This window comes from Streptomyces triticirhizae, from assembly GCF_003696235.1.
GTDB classification, from domain to species: domain Bacteria; phylum Actinomycetota; class Actinomycetes; order Streptomycetales; family Streptomycetaceae; genus Streptomyces; species Streptomyces triticirhizae.
In genome coordinates this window covers 1-25,690 of record NZ_RFFJ01000006.1, presented here as the reverse complement: position 1 = coordinate 25,690, position 25,690 = coordinate 1, and the positions used below count along the sequence as shown (strand labels likewise).

Annotated in this window: 25 protein-coding genes and 1 riboswitch; of the genes, 16 read left to right on the top strand and 9 right to left on the bottom strand. The window is 73.0% G+C overall.

From position 1 onward, the window contains the following. Positions 1-62 precede the first annotated feature (62 nt). The 4 genes from hutU (at position 63) to hutI (ending at position 5,813) form a co-directional block, all read left to right on the top strand. Positions 63-1,874, top strand: a complete 1,812-nt coding sequence (gene hutU / locus EBN88_RS02605; protein ID WP_122182132.1) for a urocanate hydratase — start codon at positions 63-65, stop codon at positions 1,872-1,874. A 110-nt stretch (positions 1,875-1,984) separates the two neighbouring features. Then, a complete protein-coding gene (locus tag EBN88_RS02600) occupies positions 1,985-3,172 on the top strand; it encodes an allantoate amidohydrolase (protein ID WP_122182176.1) in 1,188 nt (395 codons plus the stop codon). After that, on the top strand, positions 3,163-4,515 hold the full coding sequence (locus EBN88_RS02595) for a formimidoylglutamate deiminase (RefSeq protein WP_122182131.1): 1,353 nt from the start codon (positions 3,163-3,165) through the stop codon (positions 4,513-4,515). Before EBN88_RS02600 ends, EBN88_RS02595 begins: the two co-directional genes overlap by 10 nt. Before the next feature lie 128 nt (positions 4,516-4,643). Further along, the gene (gene hutI / locus EBN88_RS02590) at positions 4,644-5,813 is read left to right on the top strand and encodes an imidazolonepropionase (RefSeq protein WP_122182130.1); all 1,170 of its coding nucleotides are present in this window, start codon (positions 4,644-4,646) and stop codon (positions 5,811-5,813) included. On the opposite strand, the gene EBN88_RS02585 is transcribed toward hutI, so the two are convergent. After that, on the bottom strand, positions 5,753-6,493 hold the full coding sequence (locus EBN88_RS02585; RefSeq protein ID WP_147472626.1) for a hypothetical protein: 741 nt from the start codon (positions 6,491-6,493) through the stop codon (positions 5,753-5,755). The genes hutI and EBN88_RS02585 overlap by 61 nt on opposite strands. 214 nt (positions 6,494-6,707) lie before the next feature. On the opposite strand from EBN88_RS02585, the gene EBN88_RS02580 reads away from it, so the two are divergent. Next, complete coding sequence (locus EBN88_RS02580) at positions 6,708-8,360, top strand: MFS transporter (protein WP_158621306.1); 1,653 nt, start codon at positions 6,708-6,710, stop codon at positions 8,358-8,360. A 1-nt stretch (position 8,361) separates the two neighbouring features. Here EBN88_RS02580 and EBN88_RS02575 read toward each other — a convergent pair whose 3' ends face one another. Continuing rightward, positions 8,362-9,030: an MOSC domain-containing protein gene (locus EBN88_RS02575; RefSeq protein ID WP_122182127.1), complete on the bottom strand. Its 669-nt coding sequence runs from the start codon at positions 9,028-9,030 to the stop codon at positions 8,362-8,364. Positions 9,031-9,085: 55 nt separating this feature from the next. Beyond that, on the bottom strand, positions 9,086-9,730 hold the full coding sequence (locus EBN88_RS02570; protein WP_122182126.1) for a zinc-binding dehydrogenase: 645 nt from the start codon (positions 9,728-9,730) through the stop codon (positions 9,086-9,088). Between the two features lie 52 nt (positions 9,731-9,782). Here EBN88_RS02570 and EBN88_RS30375 point away from each other — a divergent pair, with 52 nt between their 5' ends. Next, the gene (locus EBN88_RS30375; protein ID WP_158621305.1) at positions 9,783-9,947 is read left to right on the top strand and encodes a hypothetical protein; all 165 of its coding nucleotides are present in this window, start codon (positions 9,783-9,785) and stop codon (positions 9,945-9,947) included. Positions 9,948-10,279: 332 nt separating this feature from the next. On the opposite strand, the gene EBN88_RS02565 is transcribed toward EBN88_RS30375, so the two are convergent. Beyond that, a complete protein-coding gene (locus EBN88_RS02565; protein ID WP_122182125.1) occupies positions 10,280-11,182 on the bottom strand; it encodes an RNA polymerase sigma factor SigF in 903 nt (300 codons plus the stop codon). 250 nt (positions 11,183-11,432) lie between these two features. Here EBN88_RS02565 and EBN88_RS02560 point away from each other — a divergent pair, with 250 nt between their 5' ends. The 4 genes from EBN88_RS02560 (at position 11,433) to EBN88_RS02545 (ending at position 14,723) form a co-directional block, all read left to right on the top strand. Then, positions 11,433-11,813: an STAS domain-containing protein gene (locus EBN88_RS02560; RefSeq protein ID WP_122182124.1), complete on the top strand. Its 381-nt coding sequence runs from the start codon at positions 11,433-11,435 to the stop codon at positions 11,811-11,813. Between the two features lie 271 nt (positions 11,814-12,084). Continuing rightward, a complete protein-coding gene (locus tag EBN88_RS02555; protein ID WP_122182123.1) occupies positions 12,085-12,576 on the top strand; it encodes an ATP-binding protein in 492 nt (163 codons plus the stop codon). Positions 12,577-12,779: 203 nt separating this feature from the next. Beyond that, entirely contained in the window at positions 12,780-13,457 is a 678-nt protein-coding gene (locus tag EBN88_RS02550) for a response regulator transcription factor (RefSeq protein WP_122182122.1), read from the top strand. 12 nt (positions 13,458-13,469) lie between these two features. Then, a complete protein-coding gene (locus tag EBN88_RS02545; RefSeq protein ID WP_122182121.1) occupies positions 13,470-14,723 on the top strand; it encodes an ATP-binding protein in 1,254 nt (417 codons plus the stop codon). 36 nt (positions 14,724-14,759) lie between these two features. On the opposite strand, the gene EBN88_RS02540 is transcribed toward EBN88_RS02545, so the two are convergent. Then, the gene (locus tag EBN88_RS02540; RefSeq protein WP_122182175.1) at positions 14,760-15,248 is read right to left on the bottom strand and encodes a GtrA family protein; all 489 of its coding nucleotides are present in this window, start codon (positions 15,246-15,248) and stop codon (positions 14,760-14,762) included. A gap of 46 nt (positions 15,249-15,294) precedes the next feature. After that, positions 15,295-15,753 carry a protease inhibitor I42 family protein gene (locus EBN88_RS02535; RefSeq protein WP_158621304.1) on the bottom strand — a complete coding sequence of 153 codons (459 nt, stop codon included), beginning with the start codon at positions 15,751-15,753 and terminating at the stop codon, positions 15,295-15,297. 193 nt (positions 15,754-15,946) lie between these two features. Between EBN88_RS02535 and EBN88_RS02530 the strand changes: the two genes are divergently transcribed. The 4 genes from EBN88_RS02530 to EBN88_RS02515 all read left to right on the top strand — a co-directional run bounded on the left by EBN88_RS02530 (position 15,947) and on the right by EBN88_RS02515 (position 20,049). Continuing rightward, a complete protein-coding gene (locus EBN88_RS02530) occupies positions 15,947-17,086 on the top strand; it encodes a 5-(carboxyamino)imidazole ribonucleotide synthase (protein WP_122182119.1) in 1,140 nt (379 codons plus the stop codon). 46 nt (positions 17,087-17,132) lie between these two features. Next, a complete protein-coding gene (purE, locus tag EBN88_RS02525) occupies positions 17,133-17,672 on the top strand; it encodes a 5-(carboxyamino)imidazole ribonucleotide mutase (protein WP_122182118.1) in 540 nt (179 codons plus the stop codon). Next, a complete protein-coding gene (locus tag EBN88_RS02520) occupies positions 17,669-18,883 on the top strand; it encodes a dipeptidase (RefSeq protein WP_122182117.1) in 1,215 nt (404 codons plus the stop codon). Before purE ends, EBN88_RS02520 begins: the two co-directional genes overlap by 4 nt. A gap of 218 nt (positions 18,884-19,101) precedes the next feature. Beyond that, positions 19,102-19,316, top strand: a riboswitch (cyclic di-AMP (ydaO/yuaA leader). A gap of 1 nt (position 19,317) precedes the next feature. Then, complete coding sequence (locus EBN88_RS02515; RefSeq protein WP_122182116.1) at positions 19,318-20,049, top strand: LysM peptidoglycan-binding domain-containing M23 family metallopeptidase; 732 nt, start codon at positions 19,318-19,320, stop codon at positions 20,047-20,049. A 76-nt stretch (positions 20,050-20,125) separates the two neighbouring features. Here the strand turns inward: EBN88_RS02515 and EBN88_RS02510 are convergent, their stop codons facing one another. Beyond that, positions 20,126-20,977 carry an ABC transporter permease gene (locus EBN88_RS02510; RefSeq protein WP_199742225.1) on the bottom strand — a complete coding sequence of 284 codons (852 nt, stop codon included), beginning with the start codon at positions 20,975-20,977 and terminating at the stop codon, positions 20,126-20,128. Next, the gene (locus EBN88_RS02505; RefSeq protein WP_122182115.1) at positions 20,974-21,948 is read right to left on the bottom strand and encodes an ATP-binding cassette domain-containing protein; all 975 of its coding nucleotides are present in this window, start codon (positions 21,946-21,948) and stop codon (positions 20,974-20,976) included. Before EBN88_RS02505 ends, EBN88_RS02510 begins: the two co-directional genes overlap by 4 nt. A 177-nt stretch (positions 21,949-22,125) precedes the next feature. Between EBN88_RS02505 and EBN88_RS02500 the strand changes: the two genes are divergently transcribed. Next, a complete protein-coding gene (locus EBN88_RS02500) occupies positions 22,126-22,896 on the top strand; it encodes a TetR/AcrR family transcriptional regulator (protein WP_122182114.1) in 771 nt (256 codons plus the stop codon). 40 nt (positions 22,897-22,936) lie between these two features. On the opposite strand, the gene EBN88_RS02495 is transcribed toward EBN88_RS02500, so the two are convergent. Next, positions 22,937-24,097, bottom strand: a complete 1,161-nt coding sequence (locus EBN88_RS02495; RefSeq protein ID WP_122182113.1) for an acyl-CoA dehydrogenase family protein — start codon at positions 24,095-24,097, stop codon at positions 22,937-22,939. 165 nt (positions 24,098-24,262) lie between these two features. Here EBN88_RS02495 and EBN88_RS02490 point away from each other — a divergent pair, with 165 nt between their 5' ends. Then, positions 24,263-25,603, top strand: coding sequence for a UDP-glucose dehydrogenase family protein (locus tag EBN88_RS02490; protein WP_122182173.1), 1,341 nt, complete (start codon positions 24,263-24,265; stop codon positions 25,601-25,603). The last annotated feature ends 87 nt before the right edge of the window (positions 25,604-25,690 follow it).

The window sequence follows — 25,690 nt, the reverse complement described above, 5'->3', positions numbered from 1 at the left end:
AGCGAATCTATTCAGCCCCTAGAGTGATTGAATATTCCGCCCACATCGGGGAGGCAGGCGCCATGGCAGGACCCTCAGAGCCGGCAGGAACGTCGGGGGCGTCGGGCGCGCTTCCCGGGGCACGCCCGGTGCGGGCGGCGACCGGGACCACCCTGACGGCCAGGGGCTGGCCGCAGGAGGCCGCGTTGCGGATGCTCCACAACAACCTCGACCCCGAGGTGGCCGAGCACCCGGACCGGCTGGTGGTCTACGGCGGGACCGGCAGGGCCGCCAGGGACTGGCGTTCCTTCGACGCGATCGCCGCGACCCTGACCACCCTGGCGGACGACGAGACGCTGCTGGTCCAGTCGGGGCGGCCGGTGGGCGTGCTCACCACCCACGAGTGGGCGCCCAGGGTGCTGATCGCCAACTCCAACCTCGTCGGGGACTGGGCGAACTGGGAGGAGTTCCGCCGCCTGGAGGCGCTGGGCCTGACCATGTACGGGCAGATGACCGCCGGCTCCTGGATCTACATCGGCACCCAGGGCATCCTCCAGGGCACCTACGAGACCTTCGCGGCCGTCGCCGCCAGGCGGTTCGGCGGCAGCCTCGCCGGGACGCTCACCCTGACCGCCGGGCTGGGCGGCATGGGCGGCGCCCAACCGTTGGCCGTCACCATGAACGGCGGCGTCGCGCTGTGCGTGGACTGCGACCCCCGGGCGATCGTGCGGCGGATCGAGCACGGGTTCCTCGACGTGCGGGCGGCCACGCTCGACGAGGCGCTCGCGCTGGCGGTGCGCGCCCGGCAGGAGCGCCGGCCGCTGTCGGTCGGGTTGCTGGGGAACGCCGCCGACGTGGTGCCCCGGCTGCTGGAGATGAGCGCGCCCGTCGACATCGTGACCGACCAGACCAGCGCCCACGACCCGCTGAGCTATCTGCCGCTGGGCGTGGAGCTGGACGACATGGCGGACTACGCGGCCCGGCACCCGGCCGAGTTCACCGAGCGGGCCAGGGAGTCGATGGCACGCCATGTGGCGGCGATGGTCGGCTTCCAGGACGCGGGGGCCGAGGTCTTCGACTACGGCAACTCGATCCGTGGCGAGGCGCGACTCGCCGGCTACGCCCGGGCGTTCGCCTTCCCCGGCTTCGTTCCCGCCTATATCAGGCCGCTCTTCTGCGAGGGGCGCGGGCCGTTCCGCTGGGCGGCGCTGAGCGGGGACCCGAAGGACATCGCGGCCACCGACCGCGCGGTGCTGGACCTGTTCCCGGAGAACGAACCGCTCACCCGCTGGCTGCGGCTGGCCGGGGAACGCGTCCGCTTCCAGGGGCTGCCGGCGCGGATCTGCTGGCTGGGGCACGGGGAACGGGCGCTGGCGGGCGAACGGTTCAACGAGATGGTCGCCTCGGGCGAGTTGGCCGCGCCGGTGGTGATCGGCCGGGACCACCTGGACTGCGGCTCGGTGGCCTCGCCGTACCGGGAGACGGAGGGGATGCGGGACGGCTCGGACGCCATCGCGGACTGGCCGCTGCTCAACGCCATGGTGAACGTGGCCTCGGGCGCCTCCTGGGTGTCGCTGCACCACGGCGGCGGCGTCGGCATGGGGCGCTCGCTGCACGCGGGGCAGGTCACGGTGGCCGACGGCAGCGAACTGGCCGGCCGCAAGCTGCTGCGGGTGTTGACCAACGACCCGGGGATGGGCGTGCTCCGGCATGTGGACGCCGGATACGAGCGGGCCGTCGAGGTGGCCGAGCGGGACGGGGTGCGGGTGCCCCTGCGCGAGGGGCCGGAGGGCACGCGCGAGGCGCCGGCCCCGGGGTCGGGGGCCGGCGGCGGCGGGGCTGGTTCAGGTCCCGGGGCCCCGGGCTCCGACGGCCCGGCGGGGGGCGCGCGGTGACCGAGGCCGAACCGCTGGAGCCCGTGGCGTCGCCGCCGGAGGGCGGGCGCGCGTGGGAGGGGGCCGCGCCGGCCGCCGAACCGAGCGGCGGCGTCGGCTCGTTCGCCGCCATGTGGGAGCAACTGGCGCCCATCGGCCGGGACGCGCGCACCGGAGGCTACCGCCGGCACGCCTGGACGCCGGTGGACGGCGAACTGCGCGAGTGGTTCCGCGTCCAGGCGCTGGCGCGCGGCCTGACCCACGAGGTGGACCGCAACGGCAACCAGTGGGCCTGGCTGGGCGATCCCACGGTGGGCGACGCCGTGGTCACCGGCTCCCATCTGGACTCGGTGCCGAACGGCGGCGCCTTCGACGGGCCGCTCGGCGTGGTCTCGGCCTTCGCCGCGCTCGACGAGCTGCGGGCCAGGGGCCGCACCGGGCGCCGGCCGCTGGGCGTCGTCGCGTTCGCCGACGAGGAGGGCGCGCGCTTCGGCGTGGCCTGCGTGGGCTCCCGGCTGGCGGTGGGCGCGCTGGAGCCGGAGCGGGCCAGGGCGCTGACGGACGCCGGGGGCGTCACCCTCGCCGACGCCATGCTCGGCGCCGGGCACGACCCCGAGGGGCTCGGTCCCGACCCCGAACGGCTGCGCCGCGTCGGGGTCTTCGTCGAGCTGCACATCGAACAGGGGCGTGCCCTGGCCGAGTTGGACCGGCCGGTCGGCGTGGGCTCGTTGATCTGGCCGCACGGCCGCTGGCGCTTCGACTTCACCGGCGAGGCCAACCACGCCGGCACCACCCGGCTGACGGACCGCAGGGACCCGATGCTCAGCTATGCGCACACCGTGCTGGCCGCCCGCAAGCGGGCCCGGCTGGCCGGGGCGCTCGCCACCTTCGGCAAGGTCACCGTCGAACCCGGCGGGGTCAACGCCATCCCGTCCCGGGTCTCCGGCTGGCTGGACGCCAGGGCGCCGGACGGCCCGACCCTGACCGAGCTGGTCGCCGCCATCCAGGCCGGCGCGGGGGAGCGCGCCGCCCGGGACGGCGTGGAACTCGCCGTGACCCGTGAGTCGCACACCGGCGCGCAGTGGTTCACGCCGGCGCTGCGGGACAGCGTGGCCGCCCGCCTGGACAACGCGCCCGTGCTGCCGACCGGCGCCGGGCACGACGCGGGGGTGCTCTCCGCCGTGGTGCCCACCGCGATGCTCTATGTGCGCAACCCCACCGGGGTCTCCCACGCCCCGGCCGAACACGCCGACCAGCGGGACTGTCTGGCCGGAGTCGCCGCACTCGCCGAGGTACTGGAGGGGCTGGTATGTCGCTGACCGCCCAGACGTACTGGACCGAACACGCCTGGCTCAACGGGACCGTGGAGCCAGGCGTGGTGATCGCCACCGCGCTCGACGGCTCCATCACCGAGGTGCGCCCCGGGGTGGACGAGCCCCCGATCGGCGCCGTCTCGCTGCGGGGCCTGACGATCCCCGGGCTCGCCAACGTCCACAGCCACGCCTTCCACCGGGCGTTGCGCTCCACCGCCCAGGTGGGCGGCGGCACCTTCTGGACCTGGCGCAACGCCATGTACGACCTCTCCCTCCTGCTCGACCCCGACGGCTACTACGCGCTGGCCCGCGCCGTCTACGCCGAGATGGCGCTGGCCGGCATCACATGCGTCGGCGAGTTCCACTATGTGCACCACCAGCCGGACGGCACCCGCTACCACGACCCCAACGCGATGGCCGAGGCGCTCATCGCCGCCGCCGGCGAGGCCGGCATCCGTATCACCCTCCTTGACACCTGCTATCTCTCGGCCGGCTTCGGCCGGCCGCCGGACCGTCACCAGCGGCGCTTCTCGGACGGGACCGTGGAGGCCTGGGCCGAGCGCGCCGAAGCCCTGCGCTCCACCGACGTGGCCCGGATCGGCGCCGCCGTGCACTCCGTGCGGGCGGTGCCCGCCGAGGCGCTGGCCACCGTGGCCGACTGGGCCACCCGCCACGGCTCCCCGCTCCATGTCCACCTCTCCGAGCAGCCCAGGGAGAACGAGGAGTGCCAGGCGGCCCACGGCCGCAGCCCCACCCAACTCCTCGCCGACCACGGGGTGTTGACACGAAGGACCACGGCGGTCCACGCGACCCACCTGGACGGGGCCGACGTGGCCCTCCTCGGCGCCGCCGGCACCACAGCCTGTCTGTGCCCCACCACCGAGCGCGACCTGGCCGACGGCATCGGCCCCGCCGTGCGACTGCGCGACGCCGGCTGCCCGTTGAGCCTGGGGAGCGACAGCCACGCGGTGATCGACCTCTTCGAGGAGGCCAGGGCCGTGGAGCTGGGCGAGCGGGTGCGCACCCAGGCCAGGGGCCACTTCACCGCCGACCAACTGCTGCGCTGCGCCACCGAGAACGGCCACGCCGCGCTCGGCTGGCCCGAGGCCGGGCGGCTGGAGACCGGCGCGCTCGCCGACTTCACCACCGTCTCCCTGGACACGGTGCGGACCGCGGGGCCGCCGCCCCGCCTCGCCGCCGAGGCGGTGATCTTCGCCGCCACGGGCGCCGACGTCCGGCACACCGTGGTGGGCGGGCGACACATCGTCCGTCACGGCGGTCACCAGCTGGTGCACGACGCCCCCCGCGCGCTGCGCCGCGCCATCGCCGCGCTGCACGCCCGGCGTTGACCCGGCCCGGCGGGAGCGTCGCGGCCCACGGCCGCACCCCCAGCCAGGCCCCGACCGCTCCCACCGTCCCTGCCGCTCGCACCAGCCGCAGCGGCCGCACCAGCACCCCGCACCGGGAGGCGCCCCCGATGCCCAGCATCGCCATCACCCACATCAACACCCTTGTCACCAACGACCCCTCCCTGGGCAGTGGACCACTCGGCCGAATCCGGGACGCGGCCCTCGTGGTGGAGGACGATCGCGTCGCCTGGATCGGTGCGTCCAGTAGAGCACCCGCCACTGACAGTCACATCGACGCGGCCGGACGGAGCGTGATTCCGGGCTTCGTCGACTCCCACGCGCATCTGCTCTTCGCCGGCGACCGCACCGCCGAGTTCCACGCGCGGATGTCGGGGCGGCCCTACGAGGCCGGCGGGATCGCCACCACCGTCGCCGCCACCCGCGCCGCGACCGACGCCGAACTGGCCCGGCGGCTGGCCCACTTCCGCCACGAGATGGCCCGCCAGGGCACCACCACCGTGGAGACCAAGTCCGGCTACGGGCTCACCGTCGAGGACGAGGCCAGGGCGCTGCGGATCGCCGTCCGGCAGCTGACGGAGGTCACCTTCCTCGGCGCCCACATCGTGCCGCCCGAGTACCGGGACGACCCCGCCGCCTATGTCGACCTGGTGACCGGCCCGATGCTCGACGCCTGCGCCCCCCACGCCCGGTGGATCGACGTCTTCTGCGAGCGTGGGGCGTTCGACGCCGAGCAGGCCCGCGCCGTCCTCCTGGCCGGCCGCGCTCGGGGGTTGGGGCTGCGCGTTCACGCCAACCAGCTCGGCCCCGGCCCGGGGGTCGCGCTCGCCGTGGAGCTGGGCGCGCGTTCCGCCGACCACTGCACCCATCTGACGGACGCCGACGTGGCGGCCCTCGCCGACGGAACGACCGTCGCCACGCTGCTGCCCGGCTGCGAGTTCTCGACCCGGGCCCCCTACCCGGACGCCCGCCGGCTGCTGGACGCCGGGGTCGTGGTCGCGCTCGCCACGGACTGCAACCCCGGGTCGTCCTTCACCAGTTCCATGCCGTTCTGCCTGGCCGTCGCCGTTCGCGAGATGGGCATGACACCCGACGAGGCGCTCTGGTCCTCGACCGCCGGCGGGGCGGCCGCCCTGGACCGCACCGACATCGGGCGGTTGGCGCCCGGCACCCGGGCCGACCTGGCGCTGTTGGCCGCGCCCGACCCGGTCCACCTCGCCTATCGGCCGGGCGTCCCGCTGGTCTCGGCCGTCTGGCAGGACGGGACGCGCGTCGCCTGAACGGGCGTCTCGCCGAGCGGCTCGGGCGCCTGGGTGACCTCGGCCCAACTCGGTCCGGTCGCGCCCGCGTCGAGGCCGGCGGGCGCGGCGAACGCGTCCCGCGTCGCCTCGGGCCGGGCGGGCTCGTTTCGCGCCGTCCGGCCGGGCCGCTGGCTCAGGCGAACGCCGGCGAGCATCAGCGCCAGCCCGACCACCGCGACCCACGGGCCGGCCAGCACCCGGCACTCGCTCCAGTAACCCTCCCTGACGCCAAGGCCGTTGAGCGACGCCGCGAGCAGGACCGTCGCGACGATCCCGAAGAGACAGGCCACGGTGGCGAGTCGGCCCAGAGCGCGCCGGGGCGCGTGCCCCGGGCGCGGCCAGGCCGCGCCCAGCGAGGCCAGCGCCGCGACCAGCGCCGTGGGGGCGCTCCAGTACTGGAGGTAGGCGTGCGCGAACCCGCCCAGCGCGCTGCCGCGCTCGGCCGAAGGCAGCAGCCTGGCCACCTCGTTGAGGGTCAACTCGGACTGCCCCTCGTCGAAGCGGAGCGCGATCCAGGAGGTGGTGGAGGAGCCGACGATCAGCGTGATGAGACCGATCAGCGCGATCAGCAGCGCCAGGGAGTCGAGCGGGGCGCTCGCAGGGGGCGCGTGCGCCCCTTGCGCGGGGTGTGGGGGTTGTGGAGGCGTGGGGAGGGTCATGCCCTGAGCGTTGTCGATCGTGTGCTCCGTGTCCATATGGTGCTCGGCCGTTCCCGATCGCACCGGGAGCTTCACAAGAGTTACCGGCGGGTTTCGCGCGGGGCGCACAACCGGGGGCGCGCGTCGGTCAACCGGGGGCGTGCGTTGGCGTATTGGCATCGTCCCGCGACGCGATCGATTGTCACTGTCAGTGACGAGAGGCAGAATGCCCGACATGAAGAGCAGAAGCCGCGAGCGGGGCGCCGCTCCCCACACCGCCGCCGCACCCGACGACTCCCGGCGCCAACGCCGGGGCCTGGGCCGGCAGTTCTGGCGCCTGTGGTCGGCCAGCACGGTCTCCAACCTGGGGCAGGGCGCGAGCGCCATCGGGTTCCCCTGGCTGGCCAGCACCCTCACGGACCAGGCGTTTCTGATCGCCCTGGTCGCGATGGCCAACCGGCTGCCCTGGCTGCTGTTCAGCCTGCCGGCCGGCGCGCTCGCCGACCGGCTGGACCGGCGGCTGGTGATGGTGTGGATGACCGGGGTCCGCGCCCTGGTCGTCGGGGCCGTCGCGCTGCTGGTCGCGGTCGACGCCATGACGATGCCGCTGCTCTGCGCCTGCGCGCTGACTCTCGGTTTCTCCGAGGTGCTCTTCGACAACACCTCGCAGGTCCTCCTCCCCTCCGTGGTGGAGCGGAGACAACTCGACAGCGCCAATGGCCGGTTGATGGCCACCCAGATCGTCGCCGACGACTTTCTGGCCAGGCCGCTGGGCGGCGTGCTGCTGGCGTTGACGCTGGCCGCGCCCTTCGCCTTCGACGCGGTGACGGCCGTGGTGGCGGGGGTGTTGCTGCTCACGCTGCGCGGCACCTTCCGCGCCAGGAGCGCGGGCCCGCCCGCCCCGCCGGTCGCCGCCCCGCCGGTCGCCGCCTCGACGGCGGCTGCGACGCCCGGGGGCCCGGGCGTCGCAGCGGTCGGCACCGGCGAGGCGTCGAAGGTGGGTACCTCCCTCTGGGCGGAGACCAGGGAGGGCGTGCGCTGGCTCTGGGGGCACACGCTGCTGCGCCGGCTGGCGATCGCGCTGGCCATCTCCAACATGGCCTCGCAGGGCGCCATGGTGACCTATGTGCTCTTCGCCCAGGAGGTGTTGGGGCTCGGGCCGGTCGGCTTCGCGCTGCTCTCCTCGGTCACCGGCGTCGGCGCCCTGGTCGGCGGCCTGCTCGCCGGTCGCGTCGTCCAGGCGATCGGCCGGGCCCGGAGCCTGTCGCTGCTGGCGGTGGTGCAGACGCTGGTCTTCACGATCACCGGCGTGGCCTCGAACGCGTACCTGGTCGGCTCGGTGATGAGCCTGCTGGGCTTCGTCGTGGTCCTGTGGAACGTGACCACCGTCTCGCTGCGTCAAACCCTCATACCCGACCGGCTGTTGGGCCGGGTGAACAGCGTCTACCGGCTGCTGGGCTGGGGCACCATCCCGCTCGGCGCCGCGCTGGGCGGCCTGCTGGTGACGCTGGCCGAGCCGCACTGGGGGCGGGAGGCGGCGCTGCGCTCCCCGCTGCTGCTGACCGGGCTGGTGCTGGCGGTCCTCGCGGTCTATGTGCGCCGCCGGCTCACCCAGCGGCTGATCGACGCCTCATTCGCTGAGGCCGTCGGGGACGACTCCGACGACACCCCCGACCCCGTCGGCGGAGAGGACAACCGGACGGAGATACGTCGGGGCCGAGAGGACGGCCGCGAGGACGACCGGGACGAGCACCGGAGGGAGACACGGGCGGAGACACCCGAGGGCCGGGGCGAGCACCGAGCGGGGACACCGGCGGAGCCCCGGACGCCCGGGGAGGGCCACGACGCGAGCGGAGGGAGCCGGGAGAAGGACCGGAAGCGGCGGTGAGTCAGGCGCCCTCGGCCCAGGCGGTGGCATTCCGGTACAGCTCCGAGTGGAGCGCGGGTCCGGCCGCGAGGAGCCGGGGCCGCAGCGCCCGTTCGCCGAGCTGCGCGCGGAAGGCGAAGGCCACGGACACCTCGTGCGCGGGCCGGTGCACCACCTCGATCCGGTCCCCCGCCCGGATGGTGCCCGGGCGCAGCACCCGGAAGTACGCTCCCGGACGGGCGGCCTCCGAGAACCGCTTGACCCAGCCGCGCTCGCCGATCCAGTCGGCGAACGTCGCGCAGGGGATGCGCGGTGAGGTGGCTTCCAGCAGCAACTCGTCGCCCACCAGCCACTGTTCACCGACCCGGGTGTCGCTGACGTCGATGCCCTCGGTGGTCAGGTTCTCACCGAAGACGCCGTTCTCCAGGGAACGGCCCAACTCGGCGGCCCAGTGGTCCAGGTCCTCCCTGGCGTAGGCGTACACCGCCTGGTCGTCGCCCCCGTGGTGGCGCAGGTCGGCGACGGAGTCCCCGGCGAGCCCGCTGCCGCCCACCCCCTTGGGGCCCGGCGCGCTGACCGCGACCTCGCCGTCGACCGGGCGCTTGTCGATGCCTGTCAGCCCGCTGGGGGCGTTGGTCCGCGCGACGGCCGCGCTCCTGCCGGCGTTGACGGTGAGCAGTATGGGTGGCATGTCGGCACCCTAACGGGGCCTTCTCCCGGCCCGCACGGGGTTTCCCCCGCCGCCGTCAACCGATCACGTCGAGCACGGCCTTCCCGGGGACCGCCCCGTCGACCAGGGCGGCCGTGGCCTCCGGCAGCCGCGTCCAGTCGCCGCGCCAGCCGATGTTCGCGCCCAGCTCGCCGCTCCCCAACAACCCCGCCAGCCAGCCGAGATCCGCGCCGATCCCCACCTGGTCGTCGAGCGGATAGAAGGAGGTGGTCATCCGGTCGTGCCCCAGCGGGCCCTCGAAGTCGCCCACCCGGAACGCCTCGCCCTGCCCCGCCGTGTGCCCGAGGGCGATCAGCACGCCGCCCGGCGTCAACACCCGGTAGCCGGCGACCAGATGGTCGCCGCCCACCAGGTCGATCACCCCGTGCACCGGGCGCCGGGTCAGTTCCTCGACGCCGGCGGCGCCGAACACCACCTCGTGCGTGCCCAGTTCACGGAGCAACTTCTCCTTGCCGGGGTCGGTGGTGCTGGCGATCACCCGCGCCCCGCCGAGGGCGGCCAGCCGCACCGCGAACCGCCCCACCCCGCTGCCGCCCCCGATGACCAGCACCCGCCGCCCCAGGATCGGGCCGAGGCGGCGCGGCGCGCGCAGCGCGGAGCCGGCGGCGACGGGCAGGGTGCTGGCCGCGCCCAGGTCCAGGTCGTTCGGCACGACGCCCACGGCGTCCGTCCTCACCGCGCGCGGTTCGGCCCAGGCGCCGGCCGCGCCCAGGGTGACGGCCCGGGTTCCCTCCGGCGGCCCCGAACCTCACGACTGGCTGCACGCCGAGGTCGGTTCGGGGGCCGAGCCGCCGGGGCGCGCCGAGTTGGTCGCCCGCGCCCGGGGCGCGCTCGCGCTGCTCCCCGAGGTGGCGGCGCTGGCGGCCACCACCTCCTGAACCGCCCGGCCGCCCGCCGGAACCGCCCGGTCAGCGCGCCCTGGCGTGCCCCCTGAACCGCCCGCCCCCGCAATGTCGCTCGCCCCAGGGTGCCCCGCGCACAAAAGCCTGGACGGCGCGCGGAGGAAAGCCGCGCGCCGTCCAGGCTGACCGTCTTCGGCGAACCGTGTCGCTCGCCCCGAGGCGGTGTCGGTGTCGTTATGTGGTCTCGGCCCGTGCCATGGTCCCGGCCCCTGCGGTGGTCCCCCTCCGCGTGCCGTTCCCGTTCCCGTTCCGCGCGCCGGTGCCGGTGCCGTTCCGCGTGCCGGTCCCGTTCCGCGTGCCGGTCCCGTTCACTCCTCGACCATCAGCCCGCGACGGAGCTTGCCGAGTGTCCGCGACAGCAGCCGGGAGACGTGCATCTGGGAGATGCCCAGCTCCTCGCCGATCTCCGACTGCGTCATGTTCGCCACGAAGCGCAGCGACAGGATCTTGCGGTCGCGCGGCGTCAGCTGCGCGATCAGCGGCTTGAGCGACTCGATGTACTCGATGCCCTCAAGCCCGTGGTCCTCGTAGCCGATCCGGTCGGCCAACGCGCCCTCCGCGTCGTCCTCCTCCGGCTGCGCGTCGAGGGAACTCGCGGTGTAGGCGTTGGAGGCGGCCATGCCCTCCACGATCTCGTCCTCGGACAGCCCGAGGCGCTCGGCCAGTTCGGCCACCGTCGGGGAGCGGTCCAGCTTCTGGGCCAGCTCGTCACCCGCCTTGGCCAGGTCGAGACGCAGCTCCTGAAGGCGCCGGGGAACCCGGACCGACCAGGAGGTGTCCCGGAAGAAGCGCTTGATCTCGCCGACGATCGTCGGCATCGCGAAGGTGGGGAACTCCACTCCACGGTCGGCGTCGAAGCGGTCGATCGCCTTGATCAGACCGATCGTTCCGACCTGGATGATGTCCTCCATGGGCTCGCTGCGGGAGCGGAACCGGGCGGCGGCGAACTTCACCAGCGCCAGGTTGAGTTCCACCAGCGTGTTGCGCACATACGCGTACTCGTGGGTGCCCTCCTCCAGATCCCGGAGGCGGCCGAAGAGGCTCCTGGACAGTTCACGCGCGTCCAGCGGGGCCACCTGATCGAACGGCGGCATCTCCGGGATGGACGCGAGTACGTCCTCGGCCTCGGCCGGCGGGTCGGCGGGGGTCGAGGCGGCGTCCTTCGCGGGAGCGCCGGTATGCGGTTCGTGGGTACGAGGGGCCGGTGACATGTGGTTGTCCTCCGTAGTTTCACGGCGTATGGCCGCCGAAGCCATGACGTGCACTGGGGGTTGCGGCGCCTCCAAGCCGGTTCGAAAAAAACAGGTGCTTCTCTAGCCCTACCCGGATTTCAGCAACTATGGCAAGTCTGCTACGTCCGAATTGCGAGGAATGTCGGTCCTGTTGGGGTGCCGGACCGGGCCTCCAGAGGCTAAGGTTTCGAACCTAGCCAGGAGGGCGCTCCAATGAGAAGGGGGCCGCATGGACCGCGGAATGCCGGGGGAGACGTACCGGCGTGGCCTGACGGTCGATGTTCGGCGCACGGCTGGGTCCTCGGTGGTCGCGCCCGTCGGTGAACTCGATCACCATTCCGCCGAAAAGCTCCGCAGCGCACTGCATGAGTGTGTGGTGTCCGGAGGTGCCCGGATTGTCGTTGACTGTTCCGGTCTGGAGTTCTGCGACTCGACCGGACTGAATGTGCTTCTCGCCACACGACTGGAGGCCGAACAGGCCGGCGGCGCGGTGCATCTGGCCGAAATGCCGCCGATCGTGGCGAGAATTCTGGAGATAACGGGCGCCACCGCCGTGTTCACGGTTCACGAGACCCTCGACGAGGCCCTGGCCGGTCCACCGGGCGACTGACGCCACGGCGGGGGCCGCTGTACGCGGCCATCCCCGCCCGTCACACTTGGTTCGGACAGCGCACGTCGGAGCGTGTCGCCCCGCCCGGCCGATTGCCCCGAAGGGGCGGGTGTGCGACCCGCACCTCCGGGCAGGAGACCACTCGACGCGATGCCGGACCGACCGGACCGAACGGAACGAACGGAACGAACCCGGCACCCGGCTGGTTTGAGGAAACGCCGCCCAGGACGACGGGGCGCGAAGATGGCTGAGAAGGCTAGGGGAGGCGTGCATGGGGACGACTCGACCGCGCCCCGCTGATGACCAGGGTGCGCAGCGACACCGGGTGGCCCCCGCCGAGGAAGCGGTTCGGCAGGTCCGCAGGCTACGGCTGATCGGCACGAGCGGAGTGGTCTCCAAAGCCCGCGAGTTCACGCGCCAGGCGCTCCACGACTGGGGCTGGCTGCCGGCCGTGGACGAGGAGCAGTTCGCGGCCGTCGAGGATGTGCTGCTGGTCGTCTCCGAGCTGGTGACCAACGCCTGTCTGCACGCCGGCGGCCCCGAGGAGCTGCGGATAGGCCGGGGCACCAAGCTGATCCGGATCGAGGTGCTGGACCGGGGCGCCGGCACCCCCGCGCTGCGGACCACCCGGTTGCCGGGCCGCCCCGGCGGGCACGGGATGTTCATCGTCCAGCGGCTCTGTCTCGACTGGGGCGTGGTGCACGAGCCCGACGCGGTGGGCAAGACGGTCTGGGCCGAGCTGGGGGCGCCCGTTCCCGACTGACGGGCGACCGGTCCCGCCCGACGGGCGCCAGCCGCTCCCCCCGACCGAAGGCCGGTCGCCGGCCGCTGGCCTCCGGTCGCCGGCTCCCGGCCGAGGGCGGCGCCCGTTGCCGACGGACGGCCCGTTGCCGACGGACGGCCCGTTCCCCTCCCTTCCTCCGGGACCTGCCATGCCCGGGTGACGCGGGCGTCTACCATCAGCGCATGACCCGTGTGCTGCTCGCCGAGGACGACGCATCCATCTCGGAGCCGCTGGCCCGTGCCCTGCGCCGCGAGGGATACGAGGTGGAGGTGCGCGAGGACGGCCCCGAGGCGCTGCGGGCGGGACTGCGCGGGGACGTCGACCTGGTGGTGCTCGACCTCGGACTTCCCGGGATGGACGGCCTGGAGGTCTGTCGCCGGCTGCGCACCGAGGGGCTCGGCCTGCCGGTGCTGGTGCTGACCGCCCGCGCCGACGAGGTGGACACCGTGGTGGGGCTGGACGCCGGGGCCGACGACTATGTCACCAAGCCCTTCCGGCTGGCCGAACTGCTGGCCCGGGTGCGGGCCCTGCTGCGCCGGGGGAACGCGGAGAGCGGCCCGGCCCCCGCCGTGCACGGCATCAGGATCGACGTGGAGTCGCACCGCGCCTGGATGGGCGAGGACGAGCTGCACCTGACGGCCAAGGAGTTCGACCTGCTGCGGGTCCTGGTGCGGGACGCGGGCCGGGTGGTCACCAGGGAGCAGCTGATGCGGGAGGTCTGGGACACGACCTGGTGGTCCTCGACCAAGACGCTGGACATGCACATCTCCTGGCTGCGCAAGAAGCTCGGCGACGACGCGGCCAACCCGCGTTACATCGTCACCGTCCGGGGAGTGGGATTCCGCTTCGAGAAGAGCTGAGACGAGGCCGCCGTGCGCCGTCGTCTGATCAACTCCACGCTCTCGGTCGTCCTGGTGGTGATCGCCGTCTTCGGCGTCTCGCTGTTCCTCGTGGAGACCAGGACCATCGAGGCCAGCGCCAGGGACCGGCTGGAGTCCGAGACCGCCCGCCTGTTGGCGGACGTGGAGAGCCGGATCGCCTCCGGCGAGCCGATCACCGCCGAGGACATGGCCGCCTCCGCGCCGCCCGACCGCCAGGTGCTGATCGAACTCGTCGGGCAGCCGCCCATCCGGCTCGGCCCCGGGGCCGGCGAGAACCCGATGGAGAGCACCCAGACCGGGGCGAACGGCGAACGGGTTGTGGTGCGGCAGCCCAGGAGCGTGGTCAGCGACGAGATCGGCCGGATGCTGATGATCATCCTCGTGGTCTCCCTGCTGGCCGTGGCCGCCGCCGCGCTGCTCGCGGTGCGGCAGGCCCGGCGGGTCTCCGCGCCGCTGACGGACCTCGCCGAGACCGCCGAACGGCTCGGCTCGGGCGACCCGCGCCCGCGCCACCGCCGGTACGGGGTGCCGGAGTTGGACCGGGTGGCCGATGTGCTGGACGCCAGCGCCGAACGGATCGCCCGGATGCTGACCGCCGAGCGGCGGCTGGCAGCCGACGCCTCCCACCAGCTGCGCACCCCGTTGACCGCGCTGTCCATGCGGCTTGAGGAGATCATCGCCACCGAGGACCGGGACACGGTCAAGGAGGAGGCGACGGTCGCCCTGGTCCAGGTCGAGCGGCTGACCGACGTGGTGCAGCGGCTGTTGACCAACTCCCGTGATCCACGCCTGGGTTCGGCCGTCGGCTTCGACCTGGACGAGGTGGTGGCCCAGCAGGTCGAGGAGTGGCGGCCGGCCTACCGGGGCGCGGGGCGGGCCATCGTGCACTCGGGCAAGCAGGGGCTGCGCGCGGTTGGCACCCCGGGCGCGGTCGCCCAGGTGGTGGCGACGCTGGTGGAGAACTCCCTGATGCACGGCGCGGGAACGGTCGCCCTGCGCACCCGGGTCGCCGGGAACCAGGTGGTGGTCGAGGTCACGGACGAGGGGCCAGGGGTACCGAAGGAGCTGGGCGCGCGGGTCTTCGAACGCACGGTCAGCGGCCGGAACTCCACCGGCCTCGGGCTGGCCGTCGCCCGCGACCTGGCCGAGGCGGACGGGGGGCGGCTGGAGTTGCTGGGGCTCTCCCCGCCGGTGTTCGCGCTCTTCCTCAGCCGCGAGATGGAGGACCCGGCCCCGGAAGGCTGAGGCGGGGCGCCGGGCCGCGACGGCCGCGCGGCGGCCTCAGCGCGCCGCGGAGCCGACCGGCAGCGGCTCGCCGCTCGCCTCGGGGGCCCGTCCCGAGCGGCGGAAGACCCAGGTCCGGTACGACCAGAAGCGGAAGAGCGAGCCCATGCCGAGGCCGATCACGTTCTTCGCCAGGTTGTCGGCGAGCGGCGAGGTGAGGCCGAGGCCGTAGTGGGAGAGGGCCAGCACGCCGTTCTCGATGACCATCCCCACGCAGGAGAACAGCACGAACAGGGCGATCTCGCGGCGCCGGCCCGAGCGGTCGCGGTGGCGGTAGGTCCAGTAGCGGTTGCCCACGTAGTTGGTGCAGATGGCGGCCGAGGTGGCGATGACCCCGGAGCGGATCGGGGCCAGGCCCAGCACCTGGGAGCAGACGTTGAAGACGACCACGTTGACCAGGAAGCCGAACGCGCCGACCGTGCCGAACTTCGCCGCCTCCCTCGCGACCCCGCGCACCCGGTCCCGGAGCGGACGCCCCTCCTTCATGTGCGCCATGCTAATCGCGCCTCCCGACAACGGCCCGTCGTGCGGCTCACCCGGCGTCGACCACCCGGATGTCGAAGACGAGGTCGGTCTCCGGCTCGTACTCGCCACGGAAGAGGCGGGTCACGGTGATCTCGGTCTCGCCGGCCGCGACCGCCTCGAAGCGCAGCAGCCGGGTGCCGCCGGTGCCGGGCTCGTCGCCGTCGGACTCGTACCGGTCCCCGTCCGCCCGCACCACGGCCTCGTCCGGCTCCGGGTCGATGACCGTCCACTCCCAGCCGATGGACGGGTTCTCCTCCAGGGCCAGAAGGAATGATTCGCCGGCGGTGACCTCGACCGGCGCCCCGGCGTCGGCGTCGGTGAACCGCGGCTGCTCCGGCTCGTCGTCCTGGCAGGCGGTGCCGGTGAGCAGCAGCGCCAACGCGGCCAGCGGGGCGAGCAGCAGCCGGCGCGCGCGGGCCCCCCGGCCTCGCGTCGTCCCGCCGGCCACGCCGTTGCCACCGTTCACGCCGTTCACGCTGTTCACGTCCCCACGCCTCTCGCCTTGTGCTTCGGGCTGTCTCATTCTGTGCTCCCGGCTCACGCGCCTTCGGCCTCGGGCGGCCTTCGCGGTCGCGAACCACCAGCAGGGACGTGGCCACGGGCCGTCGCGGTTCCGGGCCCCCGCCGGGGCGGAACGGGGGCCGGATACGCTGGGGCGCGTGACATTTCCCGTGGTCGGCATGGTCGGAGGCGGTCAGCTCGCCCGAATGACCCATGAGGCGGGCATCCCGCTCGGCATCACCTTCCGTCTGCTCAGTGACACCCCGCAGGACTCGGCGGCGCGGGTGGTGAACGATGTGGTGGTCGGCGACTACCGCGATCTGGCCACGCTGCGCGCGTTCGCCAAAGGGTGCGATGTGATCACCTTCGATCACGAACATGTGCCGACGGAACATCTGCGCGCGCTGGAGGCCGACGGCATCCCGGTGCGCCCCGGGCCCGACGCGCTGGTGCACGCCCAGGACAAGGGCGTGATGCGCGCCCGACTCACCGAACTTGGCGTGGACTGCCCGCGCCACCGGATCGTGACCGACCCGGCCGATGTGGCCCGCTTCGCGACCGAGGTCGGCGGCTTCCCCGTGGTGCTGAAGACGGTGCGCGGCGGCTACGACGGCAAGGGCGTGTGGCTGGTGCGCTCCGAGGCGGAGACGGGCGACGCCTTCCGCGCTGGGGTGCCGGTGCTGGGCGAGGAGCGGGTGGACTTCCGCCGCGAGTTGGCGGCCAACGTGGTGCGTTCCCCGCACGGCCAGGCCGTGGCCTACCCGGTCGTCGAGTCCCGGCAGGTCGACGGCGTCTGTGACACGGTGATCGCGCCCGCGCCCGACCTCGCGCCCCGACTCTCCGCCCACGCCCAGGAGATGGCGCTGCGGATCGCCGCAGAGCTGGGGGTGGTGGGCCATCTGGCGGTCGAGCTGTTCGAGACGCGGGACGGCCGGGTGCTGGTCAACGAGCTGGCGATGCGCCCGCACAACTCCGGCCACTGGACCCAGGACGGCGCGGTGACCTCGCAGTTCGCCAACCATCTGCGGGCCGTGCTCGACCTGCCGCTGGGCGACCCCAGGCCGCGCGCGCCCTGGACGGTGATGTCCAACGTCCTGGGCGGGGAGTACCCGGAGATGTATCCGGCCTATCTGCACTGCATGGCCAGGGACCCGGCCCTGAAGATCCACATGTACGGCAAGGACGTCAGGCCAGGCCGCAAGGTGGGGCATGTCAACACGTTCGGCGACGACCTGGCCGACGTGACCGAACGTGCTCGCCACGCGGCCGACTACCTTCGCGGCCTGATCGACGAGTGAACGACCGCCGTGAGTGAACGACCGCCGAAACGACGAATGGTGAGGCATGAGCGACAGCCCGGCGCCCCAGGTGGGCATCGTGATGGGTTCCGACTCCGACTGGCCGGTGATGCGGGCGGCGGCCGAGGCGCTCGACGAGTTCGGCGTCCGCTATGAGGCCGACGTGGTCTCGGCGCACCGGATGCCCACCGAGATGGTCACCTATGGGCAGGAAGCGGCCGAACGCGGTCTCTCGGTGATCATCGCCGGGGCCGGAGGGGCCGCTCATCTGCCCGGAATGCTCGCCTCGTTGACCCCGCTGCCGGTGATCGGCGTCCCGGTGCCGCTGAAACACCTGGACGGGATGGACTCGCTGCTCTCCATCGTGCAGATGCCCGCCGGGGTGCCGGTGGCCACGGTCTCCGTCGGCGGCGCCCGCAACGCGGGGCTGCTCGCCGCCCGCATCCTGGGCGCGGCCGACCCGGAGCTGCGCGCCCGGATGCGCGCGTTCCAGGACGAACTGCGCGAGCAGGCCAGGGAGAAGGGCCGCCGGCTGCGTGCCTCCCTGGACACGCCGCCCCACGAGACCGAGGAGCGGGCCCGATGAGCGAGGTTGCCGCCGACCGGCTGGCCGAGGCGCGGGCGCTGCTCGCCGAGCACCCGTTGGTCGACGGGCACAACGACCTGCCCTGGGCGCTGCGCGAGACCGTGGGCTACGACCTGGACCGGGCCGACATCGCCGGCGACCTGACCGGCCGGCTCCACACCGACCTGCGCCGGCTGCGGGCCGGCGGCGTCGGCGCGCAGTTCTGGTCGGTCTATGTGCCGGCCGAGCTGAGCGGCGACCACGCCGTCAGCGCCTGCCTCGAACAGATCGACGTGGTCGGGCGGTTGCTCGACCGCTATCCGACCGACCTGGCCAGGGCGCTGACCGCCGACGACATGGTGGCGGCCAGGGCGCAGGGCCGGATCGCCTCGCTGATGGGCGCCGAGGGCGGCCATTCCATCAACAACTCGCTGGCGACGCTGCGCGCCTTTCACCGGCTCGGCGTGCGCTATATGACGCTGACGCACAACTCCACGATCGACTGGGCGGATTCCGCCACCGACGAGCCACGGCACGGCGGCCTCTCGGCCTTCGGCGCCGAGGTGGTGCGGGAGATGAACCGTGTCGGAATGCTGGTCGATCTCAGCCATGTCTCCGCCGACGTGATGCGGGACGCGCTGCGGATCTCCGAGGCGCCGGTGATTTTCTCGCATTCCTCGGCGCGCGCCGTCTGCGACCATCCGCGCAATGTTCCGGACGATGTGCTGGCCGCGCTTCCCGCCAACGGCGGGGTCGCGATGGCCACCTTCGTCCCCAAGTTCGTGCTGCCCGAGGCCATCGAGTGGACCCGCCGGGCCGACGCGAACATGACGGCCAACGGCTTCCACCCGCTGGACACCACGGAGCCGGGGATGCGGGTGCAGCGCGCGTTCGAGGAGGCCAACCCGCGCCCGACGGCCACCCCGGCGACCGTGGCCGACCACCTCGACCACATGCGGGAGGTGGCCGGCGTCGACCACATCGGGATCGGCGGGGACTACGACGGGACGGCCTTCCTGCCGCGTGGCCTTGAGGACGTCTCCGGCTATCCGCTGCTGATCGCCGAGCTGTTGGAACGCGGCTGGTCGCGCGCCGACCTGGCCAAGCTGACCTGGGAGAACGCGGTGCGGGTGCTGCGCGATGCGGAGACCGTGGCCGCCGATCTGGCGAGCGGGCGCGGCCCGTCGATCGCCACCATCGAGAGCCTGGACGGCCGGAAAAACGGGCAATAGCCCCAAAGGTGAGATAGCGCCCGGCGAAGTGTCCCTTTTCCGCGTGCAGTTGACGCCTCTCCCGGAACGGCGCGCCGCCTACGGTGCGGAAAACGATCAGAACGCAGCGTCATATGCCGGCGTCCGTGATATTCGGGTCACGTTCCCGGCGTTCCCGCTTTCTTGTCCGGGGGGAATTCCCGGGTTTAACGTTCGGTCCGCGTCGCATTCGCGGCGAACCGCTCCGGACGCCGAATCCTGTCACCGGAAGCGGGAACGTGGTCATTCCGTCTGACAGGAGCGGGGGACCCAATTCCGCCGGATCTCGTTCGATCTCCGGCTAGGGGTGAAGTCACGGCAGAACCCGGCGCCCAGGCGCGTCGCGGCCGGCCGTGGCCGGGCGACTCCGGCCCGAACCCGACAGCTGACCTCGCAGGCGTCGGAGAGGAGACCCCATGTCCGGAACCGGACGCCACCGCCGTCAGCCGTCCCGCCGCGTGTCCCGCGCCGCCGCGCTGCTCACCACCGGGGCCGCCGGCCTCGCCCTGCCCCTGTTCGCCGCCGGCGCCGCCGGCGCCGCGCCCGCCAGCTACACCGTCGAGGGCGGCGACACCCTGTACCGCATCGCGGCCGACCATGACATCGCCGGCGGCTGGGAGCAGCTCTACGAGGCCAACCGCGAGGTCATCGGTGACGACCCGGGCCACATCGCCCCCGGCCTCACCCTCTCCCTGGACCTCGGGGACGCCGAGGCCGACGAGCCGGCCGAGCCCGCCCCGAGCGGCGAGTACGTCGCCCCCGTGGCCGGCGTGAGCGGCGGCGGCTACGGCAACGCCGGCGCGCTGTGGTCCTCCGGGTACCACACCGGCGCCGACTTCCCCGTCGCGACCGGCACCCCGGTGGTCTCCATCGCCGCCGGCGAGGTCGTGACCGCCGGCAGCGGCGGCTCCTACGGCAACGAGGTCGTGGTCCGGCACGCCGACGGCCACTACAGCCAGTACGCCCACCTCTCCTCGCTCTCGGTGAGCGTCGGCCAGTCGGTCGGCGCCGGCGACCAGGTGGGCCTCTCCGGCGCCACCGGCAATGTGACCGGCCCGCACCTGCACTTCGAGGTGCGCACCGGCCCCTCCTACGGCTCCGACATCGACCCGCTGGCGTACCTGCGCGAGCACGGCGTCAGCATCTGAGCGTTCGCGCTCCGGGGCGAACGCGGGGCGGGGCCGGTGGGTGCCGGCCCCGCCCCGCCCGTTTCCGGGGACCGGTTCAGTCGGTGAGCCGCTGGAAGCGGCGGATGGCCAGCGGAGCGAACACCGCCACCATCGCCACCGGCCAGGCCACCGCCAGCAGCAGCGCGTGGTCCGCCGCCCAGGAGTCGCTCCCCAGGCCCGGGTTGCCGAACAGCTCGCGGGTCGCGGCGACCGTCGCCGAGAGCGGGTTCCACTCCGCGATGGTGCCCAGCCAGCCGGGCATCAGCTCGGGCGCGACAAAGATGCTGGACAGGGCGGTCAGCGGGAAGGCCAACGGGAAGATCACCGTGCCGACCGTGTCCGGGTTGGGCAGCAGCAGGCCGATGTAGATCCCGATCCAGGACATCGCCACCCGCAGCAGCAGCACCAGGCCCACCGCCGCCAGCGCGAGCCCGACGCCCCGGTGCCACTCCCAGCCGACCAGCAGGCCGCAGACCACCAGCACGGTCATCTCCAGCAGCCCGCGCAGCAGATCGGCCAGGCACCGGCCGACCAGCAGCGCCGACCTGGCCATCGGCATCGACCGGAAGCGGTCCACCACGCCCCGGCTGACGTCGAACGCCAACGAGGTTCCCGTCGCCCCCATCCCGTAGAGCATGGTCATGGCGAAGACGCCGGGGAGCAGGAACTCGCGGTAGTTCCCGCCGCCGGGGACCCGCATCCCGCTGCCGAAGACATAGCCGAAGACCAGCACGAACAGGATCGGCAGGCTGAAGTAGAGGGAGATCTCCTCGGGGCTGCGCGCCAGTTGGGCCATGTTGCGCCGGGTCATCACCAGGCCGTCCGAGACGGCGACCCGGGGCCCGCGCCGCGCGCGCCCCCGCCAACGGGCCTCGCCGGGTGCGTCCGTGGTGGCGTGCGCGCTCATGCCGTGGCTCCTTCCCGTTCGGGGTGCGTGGCGTCGTCCGTCGGGCGGCCTGTGAGGTGGAGGAACACCTCGTCCAGGGTCGGCCGCCTGGTGCCCAGGTCCTCGACCGCCAGCCCGGCCGCGCGCAGCGCGCCGGCCACGTCGGTCAGGGCCCGCACCCGGTCGTCCACCTCGGCCACCACCCGCCGCGTCTCGTGGTCGACTTCCGGCTCGACCCCGCAGACGCGCCGCAGCAGCGCGGCCACGGCTCCGAGGTCGGCGGCCTCGCGCGCCACCACCTCGACCCGGTCCCCGCCCAGCCGCGACTTGAGCTGGTCGGCGGTGCCCTCGGCCACCACCCGGCCGGCGTCAACGACCGAGATCAGGTCGGCGAGTTGGTCGGCCTCCTCCAGATACTGGGTGGTGAGCAGCACCGTGGTGCCCTCGGCGACCAGCGAACGCACCGCCTCCCACACCTGGTTGCGGCTGCGCGGGTCGAGCCCGGTGGTCGGCTCGTCCAGGAAGAGCACCCGGGGCACCACGATCATGCTGGCCGCCAGGTCGAGCCGGCGGCGCATCCCGCCGGAGTAGCCGTCCACCCTGCGTCCCGCGGCCCCGGTGAGGTCGAACCGTTCCAGCAGCTCGTCCGCGCGGCGCCGGGCGGCCCGGGGCCGCAGCCCGAAGAGCCGGCCGAAGAGGACCAGGTTCTGCCGGCCGCTGAGGAACTCGTCCACCGCCGCGTACTGCCCGGTGAGCCCGATCCTGGCCCGCACCTCGTCCGGCTGGCTGGCCACGTCGAACCCGCAGACCGTCGCCCGGCCCTCCGTCATCCGCGCCAGCGTGGTCAACGTCCGCACCGCCGTGGTCTTTCCGGCGCCGTTGGGCCCCAGCAGCCCGTGCACCGTGCCCTCCCGAACCGTCAGGTCGAACCCGTCCAGGGCCCGGGTGTCCCCGTACCGCTTGCGTATCCCCTCGGCCACGATCGCTGTCATCGCGCCCCACCTCGCCCTCTCCGCATCCGCGTTCGCGCACGTCCCGGCGCACGCCGAACGGGAAACCCTGTACGGCGTACACTAACTCTGTACAGCGTACACTTTCTGTGGACGCTGTACAGAGTTCTACGATGGCGGCGGTCCCTGGCCTGGCACGAAGGATCGAGGAGCGGCGACATGGCGGCGGACGAGACCCGAGGGCGGGACCCGCAGTACCTGCTCGACCTGCTCTGGCGCACCCAGAGCCCCGGCACGCGCGGGCCCAGGGGCAGCCTCAGCCTCGACCAGGTGGTGGGGGAGGCCGTTCGGATCGCCGACGAGGAGGGCATCGCGGCGGTCTCGATGCGCCGCATCGCCCAGAAGCTGGGCGTCACCACGATGACCCTCTACCGCTATGTGCCCAGCAAGGACGACCTGCTGGACCTGATGTTCTCCATGGCCACCTCGGTGCCGGACACCTCGGACTGGCCCGACGACTGGCGCGGCGTGCTGCGCAACTGGGCGCGCGGGACCAGGCAACTGCTGCTCGACCGCCCCTGGATGCTGGACATTCCCATCGGGGCCCCGCCGATGGGCCCCAACAACCTGGCCTGGATGGAGGTGGCCCTCGCGGCGCTGGACCGGACCGCGCTCAACGAGGGCGACATGATCGGGGTGCTGCTGATCATCAGCGGCTTCGTCCTGGGCGACACCCGACAGGAACTCACCATGACCAGCGCCTCGGCGCGCACCGGCGTCTCGTACGAGGAGTGGGGCCGGGTCTACGGCCGCATGATGGCCAGGGTCGCCACCGACGAGCGGTTTCCCACGCTCGCCAAGGTCGCCACGTCGGGGATCTTCGACAACGAGAACACCGCCGAGGACGACTTCAACGAGAACCTCGACTTCCTTCTGGACAGCGTGGCCGCCCTGATCCGCCGCCGCGAGGAGGAACGCGCGGCGGGCTGACCCCCCGACCCGGCGGGTCGGAGGGTCAACGACCGCTCGGTCAGGGGAGGTTGCGGGCCATCACGATGCGCTGGACCTGGTTGGTGCCCTCGTAGATCTGGGTGATCTTGGCGTCCCGCATCATCCGCTCCACCGGGTAGTCCCGGGTGAAGCCGTAGCCGCCGAGGAGTTGCACCGCGTCGGTGGTGATCTCCATCGCCGCGTCCGAGGCGTAACACTTCGCGGCGGCCCCGAAGAACGTCAGGTCGCCGTCCTCGCGCTGCGACCTGGCGGCCGCCGCATAGGTCAGCTGCCGGGCCGCCTCCAGCTTCATGGCCATGTCGGCCAGCATGAACTGGACGCCCTGGAAGTCGCCCACCGGCTTTCCGAACTGCTTGCGTTCGCGCACATAGCCCTTCGCGTAGTCCAGGGCGCCCTGCGCGATGCCCAGCGCCTGGGCGGCGATCGTGATCCGGGTGTGGTCCAGGGTGCGCATCGCGGTCGCGAAGCCGGTGCCCTCGTCGCCGATCATCCGCTCGGCCGGCACCCGCACGTTGTCCAGATACACCTCGCGGGTCGGCGAGCCCTTGATGCCGAGCTTCTTCTCGGGCGCCCCGAACGAGACCCCCTCGTCGCCCTTCTCCACGACGAACGCCGAGATCCCGCCCCGCGTCCGCTTCTCCGGGTCGGTGACCGCCATCACCGTGTAGTAGTCGGAGACCCCGGCGTTGGTGATCCACCGCTTGACGCCGTTGAGGACATAGGAGTCCCCGTCCCGCACCGCCCTGGTCTTCATGCCGCCGGCGTCCGAGCCCGCGTCCGGCTCCGAGAGGCAGTACGAGAACATCGCCTGCCCCTTGGCCAGCGGGGTGAGATACCGCTCCCGCAACTCCTTCGAGCCCGACAGCATCAGCGGCAGCGACCCCAGCTTGTTGACGGCAGGGATCAGCGAGGAGGAGGCGCACACCCGCGCGACCTCCTCGATCACGATCACCGTGGCCAGCGCGTCGGCCCCCGCGCCGCCGAACTCCTCCGGCACATGGACCGCGTGCAGGTCGTTGCCGACCAGCGCGTCCAGCGCCTCCTGCGGAAAACGCGCCTGCTCGTCGACGTCCGCCGCGTGCGGCGCGATCTTCGCCTCGGCCAACGCCCGAACGGACTCCCGGAGCATCTCGTGCTCCTCGGCCGGACGGTAGAGATCGAAGTCCCCGGCTCCTGCCACCTGTCTCACTCCCTGCCCACGAAGCGGTTCGCTGGTTCAGTGCCGCACTGGCTCGGGCCAGTGGTGCCACTGGTTCATGACTGTTAAGTAACTTGATCCTAGGGTCATGGCGGGCCTGGGGATAGGTGAGCTTGCCGACAGGCCCGTCCGTCTATGCTCGGGGCCATGCCTCTCAGGATCTCGGTGATCGGTCTCGGCTACCTCGGCGCCACCCACGCAGCCGCCATGGCGGAGTTGGGCTTCGAGGTGATCGGCATCGACGTGGTGCCGGCCAAGGTGGAACTGCTCTCCCGGGGGCTCTCCCCGATGTACGAGCCGGGACTTGAGGAGATCCTGCGCCAGCACGTCGCCGGCCTGCCGGACTCCACGGGGCGGCTGTCGTTCACCACCTCCTTCGAGGAGGTCGCCGCCTTCGCTGACGTGCACTTCATCTGCGTCAACACCCCGCAGCGCCCCGGCGAGTACGCCTGTGACATGTCGTACTTCGACAGCGCGGTGGACTCCCTCGCGCCCCACCTCGACCGGCCGGCGCTGGTCGTCGGGAAGTCCACCGTCCCGGTCGGCTCCGCCGCGCGGCTGGCCCGCCGCGTCGCCGAGCTGGCGCCGGCCGGCGAGGCCGCCGAGCTGGCGTGGAACCCGGAGTTCCTCCAGGAGGGCTTCGCCGTGCGGGACACCCTCCATCCCGACCGGATCGTGGTCGGCGTGACCAGCGAGCGGGCCGAGGCCGTGCTGCGCGAGGTGTACGCGACGCCCGTCGCCGAGGGCAGCCCGTTCGTCGTCACCGACCTGCCGACGGCCGAGTTGGTCAAGACGGCGGCCAACGCCTTCCTCGCCACCAAGATCTCCTTCATCAACGCGATGGCCGAGGTCTGCGAGGTCGCCGACGGCGACGTGGTCAAGCTCGCGGAGGCGCTCGGGCACGACGAACGGATCGGCCCGAAGTTCCTGCGCTCCGGCATCGGGTTCGGCGGCGGCTGCCTGCCCAAGGACCTGCGCGCCTTCTTCGCCAGGGCGGGGGAGCTGGGGGCGTCCGAGGCGCTCCAGTTCCTGCGCGAGGTGGACTCGCTCAACATGCGCCGCCGCGCCTCGATGGTCGCGCTGACCAGGGACGCGCTGGGCGGCTCGCTGCTGGGCCGGCGGGTCGCGGTGCTCGGCGCCGCCTTCAAGCCGGAGACGGACGACGTCCGCGACTCCCCGGCGTTGAACATCGCGGGTCAACTCCACCTCCAGGGCGCCGAGGTGAGCGTCTACGACCCCAAGGCCGTCGTCAACGCCCGGGCCGTCTTCCCGACGCTGCGCTACACCGAGTCGGCGACGGAGGCCGCGCGGGGCGCGCACGTGGTGCTGCACCTCACGGAGTGGCGCGAGTTCCAGGAGTTGGACCCGGTGGCCCTGGGCGAGGTGGTGTCCAACCGCCACATTCTGGACGGGCGGAACACGCTGGACGCCTCGCTCTGGCGCAAGGCCGACTGGACCTACCGGGCCCTGGGCCGCCCGACGGCCTGAGACCCCTGGGGGGCAGGGGCTGAACCGCCCCGCAGGCGCGTGGCCGGCGGCGCGTGGCCGGCGGGGGCGGGCCGCCCCCGCCGGCCG

Coding starts and splice junctions, on each gene's coding strand:
- hutU (WP_122182132.1), top strand. CDS start 63: ATGGCAGGACCCTCAGAGCCGGCAGGAACGTCGGGGGCGTCGGGCGCG.
- EBN88_RS02600 (WP_122182176.1), top strand. CDS start 1,985: ATGTGGGAGCAACTGGCGCCCATCGGCCGGGACGCGCGCACCGGAGGC.
- EBN88_RS02595 (WP_122182131.1), top strand. CDS start 3,163: ATGTCGCTGACCGCCCAGACGTACTGGACCGAACACGCCTGGCTCAAC.
- hutI (WP_122182130.1), top strand. CDS start 4,644: ATGCCCAGCATCGCCATCACCCACATCAACACCCTTGTCACCAACGAC.
- EBN88_RS02585 (WP_147472626.1), bottom strand. CDS start 6,493: ATGACCCTCCCCACGCCTCCACAACCCCCACACCCCGCGCAAGGGGCG.
- EBN88_RS02580 (WP_158621306.1), top strand. CDS start 6,708: ATGAAGAGCAGAAGCCGCGAGCGGGGCGCCGCTCCCCACACCGCCGCC.
- EBN88_RS02575 (WP_122182127.1), bottom strand. CDS start 9,030: ATGCCACCCATACTGCTCACCGTCAACGCCGGCAGGAGCGCGGCCGTC.
- EBN88_RS02565 (WP_122182125.1), bottom strand. CDS start 11,182: ATGTCACCGGCCCCTCGTACCCACGAACCGCATACCGGCGCTCCCGCG.
- EBN88_RS02560 (WP_122182124.1), top strand. CDS start 11,433: ATGGACCGCGGAATGCCGGGGGAGACGTACCGGCGTGGCCTGACGGTC.
- EBN88_RS02555 (WP_122182123.1), top strand. CDS start 12,085: ATGGGGACGACTCGACCGCGCCCCGCTGATGACCAGGGTGCGCAGCGA.
- EBN88_RS02550 (WP_122182122.1), top strand. CDS start 12,780: ATGACCCGTGTGCTGCTCGCCGAGGACGACGCATCCATCTCGGAGCCG.
- EBN88_RS02540 (WP_122182175.1), bottom strand. CDS start 15,248: ATGAAGGAGGGGCGTCCGCTCCGGGACCGGGTGCGCGGGGTCGCGAGG.
- purE (WP_122182118.1), top strand. CDS start 17,133: ATGAGCGACAGCCCGGCGCCCCAGGTGGGCATCGTGATGGGTTCCGAC.
- EBN88_RS02520 (WP_122182117.1), top strand. CDS start 17,669: ATGAGCGAGGTTGCCGCCGACCGGCTGGCCGAGGCGCGGGCGCTGCTC.
- EBN88_RS02515 (WP_122182116.1), top strand. CDS start 19,318: ATGTCCGGAACCGGACGCCACCGCCGTCAGCCGTCCCGCCGCGTGTCC.
- EBN88_RS02510 (WP_199742225.1), bottom strand. CDS start 20,977: ATGAGCGCGCACGCCACCACGGACGCACCCGGCGAGGCCCGTTGGCGG.
- EBN88_RS02505 (WP_122182115.1), bottom strand. CDS start 21,948: ATGACAGCGATCGTGGCCGAGGGGATACGCAAGCGGTACGGGGACACC.
- EBN88_RS02500 (WP_122182114.1), top strand. CDS start 22,126: ATGGCGGCGGACGAGACCCGAGGGCGGGACCCGCAGTACCTGCTCGAC.
- EBN88_RS02490 (WP_122182173.1), top strand. CDS start 24,263: ATGCCTCTCAGGATCTCGGTGATCGGTCTCGGCTACCTCGGCGCCACC.